Source organism: Sphingopyxis sp. (genome assembly GCF_016463645.1).
Taxonomy (GTDB): Bacteria; Pseudomonadota; Alphaproteobacteria; order Sphingomonadales; family Sphingomonadaceae; genus Sphingopyxis.
In genome coordinates this window covers 1-8,747 of the sequence record NZ_JAEMQX010000139.1, presented here as the reverse complement: position 1 = coordinate 8,747, position 8,747 = coordinate 1, and the positions used below count along the sequence as shown (strand labels likewise).

7 protein-coding genes are annotated in these 8,747 nt (G+C 68.1%); 3 read left to right on the top strand and 4 right to left on the bottom strand.

Going from position 1 to position 8,747, the window contains the following annotated elements:
• Positions 1-326: 326 nt before the first annotated feature.
• Both JHC57_RS19150 and JHC57_RS19145 read left to right on the top strand, forming a co-directional pair.
• On the top strand, positions 327-908 hold the full coding sequence (locus tag JHC57_RS19150; protein ID WP_294032098.1) for a nitroreductase: 582 nt from the start codon (positions 327-329) through the stop codon (positions 906-908).
• A 71-nt stretch (positions 909-979) separates the two neighbouring features.
• On the top strand, positions 980-1,327 hold the full coding sequence (locus JHC57_RS19145; RefSeq protein ID WP_294032096.1) for a GntR family transcriptional regulator: 348 nt from the start codon (positions 980-982) through the stop codon (positions 1,325-1,327).
• Between the two features lie 3 nt (positions 1,328-1,330).
• Here JHC57_RS19145 and JHC57_RS19140 read toward each other — a convergent pair whose 3' ends face one another.
• The 4 genes from JHC57_RS19140 to JHC57_RS19125 are packed head-to-tail and all read right to left on the bottom strand — an operon-like array spanning position 1,331 to position 8,049.
• Complete coding sequence (locus JHC57_RS19140; RefSeq protein WP_294032094.1) at positions 1,331-3,178, bottom strand: tetratricopeptide repeat protein; 1,848 nt, start codon at positions 3,176-3,178, stop codon at positions 1,331-1,333.
• Complete coding sequence (gene prsR / locus JHC57_RS19135; protein ID WP_294032092.1) at positions 3,179-4,534, bottom strand: PEP-CTERM-box response regulator transcription factor; 1,356 nt, start codon at positions 4,532-4,534, stop codon at positions 3,179-3,181.
• Between the two features lie 21 nt (positions 4,535-4,555).
• Positions 4,556-6,658, bottom strand: coding sequence for an XrtA/PEP-CTERM system histidine kinase PrsK (gene prsK / locus JHC57_RS19130; RefSeq protein ID WP_294032090.1), 2,103 nt, complete (start codon positions 6,656-6,658; stop codon positions 4,556-4,558).
• A 2-nt stretch (positions 6,659-6,660) separates the two neighbouring features.
• On the bottom strand, positions 6,661-8,049 hold the full coding sequence (locus JHC57_RS19125) for a TIGR03013 family XrtA/PEP-CTERM system glycosyltransferase (protein ID WP_294032099.1): 1,389 nt from the start codon (positions 8,047-8,049) through the stop codon (positions 6,661-6,663).
• 105 nt (positions 8,050-8,154) lie between these two features.
• Here JHC57_RS19125 and JHC57_RS19120 point away from each other — a divergent pair.
• The coding region (locus JHC57_RS19120; protein ID WP_294032088.1) for a sugar phosphate nucleotidyltransferase at positions 8,155-8,747 on the top strand (593 nt) is incomplete at its 3' end.

Genomic DNA, 8,747 nt, shown 5'->3' with positions numbered 1-8,747 from the left:
GTCAGATAGAAAATCAGCAGCGCGCGCATCCCGTAATAGGAAAAACGCTCCCACATTTCGGCGAAAAACAGGACAAACAGGCCCTTCGGGTGGCCGAGAAACGTCCCGGCGGCATCCCCGTGCTGGGCATAGGCTTTGGTCATGGCGACCCTTCCCTGGAATATGATGTTGGCCCCGGAAACGGGGCGGATGGCCGTAACACTAGCGTCAAAATTGCGTATGGGAAGAATCTAATTGCGCGCGAAACCATCGCGATCGGGCCGGAATTTGTTGCGAACCGTTCGCAACACTTGCGCAAAGCCACGCAAAAGCCCACATGGCGCACCATGTTCAACGACACCTCCTCGCTCCTCGCCCACCTCGCCACCCGCCGCTCGGGCAAGCCACGCGACATGGTTGCGCCCGGCCCCGACGATGCGCAGCTCAGGGACATCATCGGTCTCGCGCTGCGCACTCCCGATCATGGCAAGCTGGCCCCCTGGCGCATCGTCACCATTGCGGACGACCAGCGCGAAGCCTTCGCCGCGCTGCTCAAGAAAGCCTGGGTTGCCGAGAATCCCGGCGCCGCCGGCATGGACCTGTCGGCGCTCGACCAGTTCGCGCATCAGGCGCCGGCCTTGCTCGTGCTGATCTCGACCCCCGTTGCCGGCAGCAAGATCCCGCTATGGGAGCAGCAGATGTCGGCGGGCGCGGTCGGCATGAACCTGCTCCACGCCGCGCACGCGCATGGCTTCGTCGGGAGCTGGCTCACCGGCTGGGCGGCGTTCAGCGCGGAGGTCGCGGCCGCATTCGGCGCGGGCGAAGGCGACGCGATCGTCGGCTATTTCTTCTTCGGCACGCCTTCGCGCGAGCTCGATGAGCGGCTCCGGCCCGAATATGATGACGTCGTCAGTGCTTGGGAAATTTAGTTTCATCATCCGGACTGAATTTGTAATTAGCCGAATTTGACTGTGCTGCTGTCTTATGGCATTAAGGCGGCATGCTCGATCAGTCCAAGCCCGTCTATCAGCGTCTCCGCGACGTCATCGCCAACGCCATTCTCGACGGCACCTTTCGCGACGGCGACATGCTCTCGTCGGTACGCTCGCTCGCGGCCGAGGAAGGCGCCAACCCGCTGACCGTCGCCAAGGCCTATCAGACCTTTCAGGATGAGGGGCTGGTCACGGTGAAACGCGGCGTCGGCATGTTCGTGGCGGAAGGTGCGACCGAGCGCCTCCGCGACCTGATGCGCGCCGATTTCCTCGCCAATGTCTGGCCCCCCGTCGCCGATCAGATGCGCCGCATCGGCCTCGACGCCCGCACGCTTCTCGACCTGACCGAAGCCTGAGGCCTATCGCCCGATCTGCGCCGCCTTGTCGCGAAGGTCCGCCGCTGCCTGCGTCTTGCCCCGCCGTTCGAGCAGGCCCGCGTAAATCTCCATGATCCCGGCATTGAGCGGCTGCAACCGATAGGCGCGGTCGATCAGCGGCAGCGCGCGCTCGTCATAGCCCTTCGCCGCCCATGCGCGCGCGAGTTCGCGCAGCACGACGACGTCACGATCGCCGATCCGGCGGCGGACGCGCTCGAAATGCGCGATCGCCTGGTCCCAATGCTCGATATCCATCGCCAGATGCCCGGCGAGCCGGTCGGCGGCGATACTCGACGGCTGGCTGTCGCGCAGCGCGAGGATCGCGGCGCCCGACCCGGCGGCATCGCCGGCACGGTACAGCGCATTCGCCAGCCGCAGCGTCGTGCGCTCGCCCGCATCGAGATCGCGCGCGGCGCGATAGGATTGCACCGCCAGATCGAACTGCCCGCCCGCGAGCGCGGCGTCGCCCAGCAGGATATGGGCATCGGCGACGCCGCGATTCGCATCGCGCAGCCGCGCCGCGCGCCCGATCGCGCGCGCGGCATTGCCCGCCGCGATATCGGCCGAGATCGCGGGAATCGCACTCGCGGGGTTCAGCGGCTCCGCATCCGCCGCCATCGTTATCAAACCATAGTCGTTATCGACCGCGAACGGCACCGCCTCGCCGCGCGTGAGCGCCGCGCCGCGCGCCTGATAGTCCGCCGACCCGGTCTTCATCCCGAGTTCGGCGGCCGACCGCGCCGCGAGCAGCAGCGACCAGCTGTCGGCGTCGGGACGACGGACGATCGGCAGCAGCGCCGCGAATGCCGCGTCCGCATCGCCGTCGGCCCATTCGGCGGCGGCGAGGATGCGGCGCGCCGTGAAATTCCCGGGCTGTTCGGACAGCAGGCGATCGGCCCAGGTCGCCGCGACCGCCTCGCCGCCCAGCTCGAGCTCGACGATCGCGCTCAACAGCATGAACGACGGCTGGTCGTCGAGTTCGCCGCGCGTCCGCTGGAGCAGGCTGCGCGCCAGCCGGTAATTGCCGGCGCGCGCGGCGAGCACGGCCTGCAGGTAATAGAGTCGCGGATCGCCCGGCACGCGCGTCGCGGCATGGCGGAGCGAGACGAGCATGTCGCGATAGCGGCCGAGATCGCCGAGCGTCGCCGCCTGCCCGATCAGCGCCTCTTCATTGTCGGGATCGGCCTTCAGCGCGGCTTCGTACCAGGCGAGCGAAGCCTTCAGCCCCTCCTCGGTCCGCACGAGGTCCGCCTTGAACGCAAGGGCATTGCTGTTCGTCTTGTCGAGCTCGATCGCATAATCGACGGCATCGCGCGCACCCATCGTATCGGCGTTCGCATCGCGGAAGCGCGCGACGTCGACCCACAGGGCCGAACTTCGCGGCAGTTCCTGCACCGCGCGGTCATAGGCGTCGCGCGCCGCGCCGAGATCGCCGCCCGCCAGATGCACGTCGCCCGCGACCCATGCCGCCTCGCCGATCATCTCGGGAATGATCGGTCCCTCGTCGAGGGTCTGGAGCGCGCGCGCACCCTCGCCCTGCATCGCATAGGCCCGCGCGAGCAGGGGCCGCAGCGCGGCGTCGTTCGCACCCGCGCCGATCGCGCCCTTGACCGCGGCCTCGGCCGCCACCCCGTCGCCGAGCCTGATCGCGACCCGCGCCAGCGCCACCCGTTCGGCGATCGCTTTCGGGTTGTCGGCGATCGCTTCCTGAAGCGCCGCACGGCGCTGTTCATATGCCGCGCGGGGCGCATTCGAAGGCGCGCCGTTGCATGCCCCCAGCACCGCCGCCGTCATCAGCAGCGCGGCCGTACGGAGACGGCGAAGGCCCATTCAGGCCTGCATCCGATATTGCTTGAGCAGGTCGTAAAGCGTCGGGCGGCTGATACCGAGCAGCTTGGCCGCCGCCGAGATATTGCCTTCGCTCTGCGTCATCGCGCGGCGGATCGCGACGCGGTCGGCCGCCTCGCGCGCGCTGCGCAGGTTGAGCCACGCCTCCTCGCCCTCTGCATCGCCCCCCGTCATGTCCAGATCCTCACGCATCACCAGCTTGCCGTCGGCCATGATAACGGCGCGCTTGATGCGGTTTTCAAGCTCGCGGACATTGCCCGGCCAACGTCCCTCGTCGATCGCCTGCAGCGCGTCGGGGGCGAAGCCGCGCACGCCGGGGTTCATCTCGGGCGCATATTGGTGGAGGAAATGCCGCGCGAGCAGCACCGCATCGCCCGGCCGCTCCGCAAGCGACGGGATCTTCACCACCATCTCGGCGAGCCGGTAATAGAGATCGTCGCGAAAGCTCTGCTGCGCGATCATCGCATCGAGGTCGCGGTGCGTCGCACACACGATCCGCGTATCGACCGCGATCGCCTTGCGCCCGCCGATCCGCTCGATCGTGCGTTCCTGCAGAAATCGCAGCAGCTTGACCTGCAGCGGCAGCGGAATGTCGCCGACCTCGTCGAGGAAGAGCGTGCCGCCATGCGCGAGCTCGATCTTGCCCTCCGTCGTCTTCACCGCGCCGGTGAACGCGCCCTTCTCGTGCCCGAACAGCTCGCTTTCGAGCAGATTCTCGGGAATCGCGGCGCAGTTGATCGCGACGAACGCACCGTCGCGCCGCGCGCTCGCCTCGTGCAGCCCGCGCGCGAGCAATTCCTTGCCCGTGCCGCTCGCGCCGAGGAGCATCACGCTGACATCGAGGTTCGCGACACGCTCGATCGTGCGCGCGACCTTCAGCATCTCGGGCGCGCCGGTGATCATCCCCCCGAGCACGCGATTGTCCCCCGCACCCTCGCTTGCCAGCCGCGCATTCTCGACCTCGAGCTCGCGCACGTGGAAGGCGCGGCGGACGATCAGCCCCAGTTCGTCGATATCGATCGGCTTCTGGTAGAAATCCCACGCCCCGTTCGCGATCGCGGTGAGCGCGCTCGCGCGCTCGCCATGCCCCGACACGACGATCACCTTGGTATCGGGCTTGGCCTCGAGGATCGCCTGCAGCGTCCGGAACCCTTCGCGCGTCCCGTCGGGATCGGGAGGCAGGCCGAGGTCGAGCGTCACCACATCGGGCTCCTCGGCGCGGAGCAGATCGATCGCGGCATCATGGTCCCCCGCGACGAGGATCTGATAATCCTCATACGCCCATTTGAGCTGCGCCTGCAGCCCGGGATCGTCCTCGACGACCAGCAATTTGCGCATATCGGTCCCGCTCCCGGTCATCTATCCCACTTTCACCGCGCGGGGGTCGCCCCCGCCATCGCTCCGCGCATCGGCAAGCGGCAGCCACAGGGTGAAGCTGCTCCCCTTGCCCGGCTCGCTCGCCACCTCGATCGCGCCGCCCATCGCCCGCGCGATCTGCAGCGCCTCATATGCCCCCAGCCCGAACCCCGATTCCTTCGTCGAAACGAAAGGCTTGAACAGTTCGTCGCGGACGAACTCGCGCGTCATGCCGCAGCCCTGATCGATCACGTCGATGCGCACGCGCCCCTGTTCGGCGACCGCGACCACCTGCACGGACGTTTCGGGCGCCGACGCGTCGATCGCGTTCGACACGAGATGCTGGACGATCTGCCGGATCGCGCCCGCATCGGCCCACGCCGACAGGCCCGCCTGACACCCGACGAAGATGGTACGGCGCGGGCGCATCTCGGTGGCGATTTCATTGAGTACCGGTTCGACCAGCGTCCGCCCCGCCTCCGCCGCCGGGCCTCGCTCGCGCGGCGACAGGCGGACGAGAAGGTCGCTGAGCCGCCCCGCCGAAATCTTCAGCGTCCCGATCATGTCGGCACGGAAATCGGCCTTGTCGGCATGGCGCTCGGCGTTGCGCGCGAGCAGGCCGATCTGGCTCGCCAGATTCTTGATGTCGTGCATGATGAAGGCGAAGCGGCGATTGAACTCGTCGAAACGCCGCGCTTCGGACAAGGCGCGCTGGCTCTGCGATTCGGCGAGATAGCTCGCCGCCTGCTGCCCCGCGATGCGCAGCACGTCGAGATCCTCCCAGTCGAGCGCGCGCGACACGGGCGGGCGGTGCAGCACGACGATCGCGATCATCCGCTGGAAATGCAGCACCGGCACCACGACCCAGGCGCGCGTGTCGGCGATCAGCCAGTCGGGGATCGCCAGATCCTCGCTCCCCTGCCCGCGGCGCTCGGCGTCGAGATCGACGATATGCTGCGTCTCCTGCAGCATGAAGGCCGAGCGCAGCGACAGTGTCGCATCCTCGCTCGCATCGCCCGGCCAGTGCCATTGCTCGGCGATGCGGAAACCGCCCGATGCGCCGGGCAGCATCAGCAACGCGCCGGGGCTGCCGGTCAGTTCGGCCAGCGCCTTGGCGACGCGGCGATAGAGGTTGCGGTCGTCGTCGCCGTCGCCCTGCGCCAGCGTCGCGGTGAAGCGCATCCACTCGGCGCGATAATCATAGCGATGCTCGAAGAAATGCTTGGAAATCATGACCGACAGCCACGCGCGCGACCGCGAGGAGGCGAGCAGCAGCCCGCCGGCCCCCAGCGCGGCGGCGAGCGATATCGCCTGCGCGAGCTCGGCATAGTCGCTGCCGGCGGCGCGCGCGACCGCGCCGGTCAGCGCGATCACGATCAGATAGGCGGCTCCGCCGAGCAGGACCAGCGTCCGCGTCGCCGCGGTGCGCGACAGGCGCATCCGGTCGCGCCCGATGTCGAGTGCGGCGACGACATAGGCCGGCAGGGTCGACAGGGCGACCGCCGGCAGCAGGTCGCGCAGCATCGACGCGGTCCGGCCGGTCAGCGCCCCGATCAGCTGGACATTGACCTCATAGGCCCACAGCATCGCGAAACCGGCCGCGACCGCCATCACCGGCTTGCGCTGTCCCGCCCCCGCGTGGCGGACCGCGCCGTCGATCAGAAGCAATCCGCCGATCGCGACGACCATCGCCGCGAAGGTCAGCGTCGGGGTCATCCACGGCTCCGCCGCCGCACCCGCGCGCAGATGCGCCGCCGCCCCCAGCAGCAGCGTCAGCACGCAGATCGTCGCCAGCATGCGAAGGATCAGCCGCAGCGCACGCGACATCGGCGCGCGCGGCGACCAGTAGGTCTGCCCCAGCCAGCACAGCATCGCGAGGTCGCGCAAGGTCTGGACCACCAGCGACTGCGACGATCCGGGACCGAAGAACAGCAGTGCCGCGCACCATCCGGCGGTTGCCGCCGCCGCCGCCGCGAGCCATCGCGGCGCGGGCATCAACGCCGCCATCCGCGCGCGCGGGCGCGTCAGCAGCCACAGCGTGACGCCGGTAAAGCCCGCCAGCGCAAGGCCGGACAGGATTTGCGACAGGCCGGCGAGCGCGCTCACCTTTACCTCGCGCCCTCCGGCCACAGCACGACGCGCACCGTCTGGAGCAGGATCAGAAGATCGAGGAAGGGCGAATAATTCTTGGCGTAATAGAGGTCGTATTCGAGCTTCACGCGCGCATCCTCGACCGACGCGCCATAGGGATAGTTGATCTGCGCCCAACCGGTCAGCCCCGGTTTCACCATGTGGCGTTCGGCATAATAGGGCAGCTTCTTCTCGAGCTCCCCGACGAAGCTCGGCCGTTCGGGGCGCGGCCCGACAAAGCTCATGTCGCCCTTCAGCACGCACCATGTCTGCGGCAGTTCGTCGATGCGCAGCTTGCGGATCACGCGGCCGACGCGCGTGACGCGCGGGTCGTTCTCCGCCGCCCACACCGCCTTGCCCGACGCCTCGGCATCGGTACGCATCGAGCGGATCTTGAAGATGTCATAGGGCTCGCCGAACAGGCCGACGCGCGGCTGGCGGTAAAAGACCGGCCCGCGACTGTCGAGAACGACCGCAATCCCCGCGACGATGATCAGCGGCAGGCCCACGATCAGGACGATCAGGCTGGCAAGGATATCGAATATCCGCTTGCCGACCTTGGAAATCCGTTGCCCCGCCGAAAAGCCGTCCGAAAAGATGAGGCCGCTGGGGTTGGTCGTCGCCAGGTCGACGCGCCCGGTCTCGCGCTCGATGAAACTCGCGATATCGTTGACATGGACGCCGGTCGTCTTGACGCGGAGGAGGTCGTTCAGCGGCAGCGCGTTACGCCGTTCCTCGAGCGCCAGCACGACTTCACCGGCGCGCAGCGCGACGACATGTTCCGACAGATTGGCGATCGCCTCGCGCGGCACGGCGCCCGCGACGGTCTGCTCGGCGGCGCTCATCGCGACGAATCCGACCATTTCGAGCCCGCTTCCCGGCGCGCCGGCCAGCGCCGCGAGCCGCGCCGCGCGCGGCCCCGCGCCCAGCACCAGGATGCGCCGGCGAAACGCCTCGGTGCCCGACGACTGCGTCAGCGCGAGGCGGATCACGAACAGCACCGCGATCGCAAGGATCATCGCATAGAGGCTGTTCGCGCGCCACAGCGTCGCGGAGGGCAGCAGGAAACCCAGCACCGACAGGAAGATCACGCCGAGCGAGATCGCGGCGAGCAGGCGCGCGGTCGCAAAGCGCATCGAACGCAGCCCTTCGTTTCCGTACATGCCGGTCGCCATCATCGCGAGCGAATTGGCGACGCCGAAGGTGAGCAGCGGGAGCCAGCGGCCGGCGAGCGGCCCCGCGTCGAATCCCGCCTGATGCGCATAGAGATGCCATGCCCCTTCGGCCGAGCCGAGCAGCGCGAAAAATTCGATCAGCGCCAGCCAGACGACGGCGTGCGGGACATAATGTTTGAACAGCCGGAACATGTCCGCAGGGTAGTACAGCCGAGGCGTCAACTGTCGGTTAATTTTACACTTGCCATTTCAACGAAGAGGATGACCCGCGGCACCCAAGGCGATAGACGGGAGTCCATGAGCTTGATGATTCAGCCCGTAATCCTTTGCGGTGGCGCCGGGACCCGCCTGTGGCCCGAATCGCGCGGCGACCGCGCCAAACAGTTCCTGCCGCTGACGGGCGAGAAGAGCCTGTTCCAGCAGACGGTGCAGCGCACGCCCGCGGGTCCGGACTTCCTGCCGCCGATCATCCTGTGCGGCGACGCGCATGTCGCGGTCGTCCGCGAGCAGATGGGCGCGAAAGAGGCTTCGCTGCTCGTCGAGCCGATGCCGCGCAACACCGCCGCCGCCATCGCGCTCGCGGTCGCGCAGGCCGACGCCGACACGCTGCTGCTCGTGATGCCGAGCGACCATGTGATCGCCGACCTTTCCGCCTTTCATGCCGCGATCGCCAAGGGCGCCCGCCTGGCGCAACAGGATTGGCTCGTCACCTTCGGCATCACCCCCGACTGCCCCGAAACCGGTTTCGGCTATATCGCCGGGGGCGGTCCGCTCGGCGACGAGGGCTTCAAGGTCGATCGATTCATCGAAAAGCCGCCGCTCGCCGATGCCGAGACGATGCTCGCCGCGGGCGGGTACAGCTGGAACGCCGGCATCTTCCTGTTCCGCGC

Excerpts from the sequence above, each read along its gene's own strand:
- JHC57_RS19150 (WP_294032098.1), top strand. The coding sequence starts at position 327 with ATGTTCAACGACACCTCCTCGCTCCTCGCCCACCTCGCCACCCGCCGC.
- JHC57_RS19145 (WP_294032096.1), top strand. The coding sequence starts at position 980 with ATGCTCGATCAGTCCAAGCCCGTCTATCAGCGTCTCCGCGACGTCATC.
- JHC57_RS19140 (WP_294032094.1), bottom strand. The coding sequence starts at position 3,178 with ATGGGCCTTCGCCGTCTCCGTACGGCCGCGCTGCTGATGACGGCGGCG.
- prsR (WP_294032092.1), bottom strand. The coding sequence starts at position 4,534 with ATGCGCAAATTGCTGGTCGTCGAGGACGATCCCGGGCTGCAGGCGCAG.
- JHC57_RS19125 (WP_294032099.1), bottom strand. The coding sequence starts at position 8,049 with ATGTTCCGGCTGTTCAAACATTATGTCCCGCACGCCGTCGTCTGGCTG.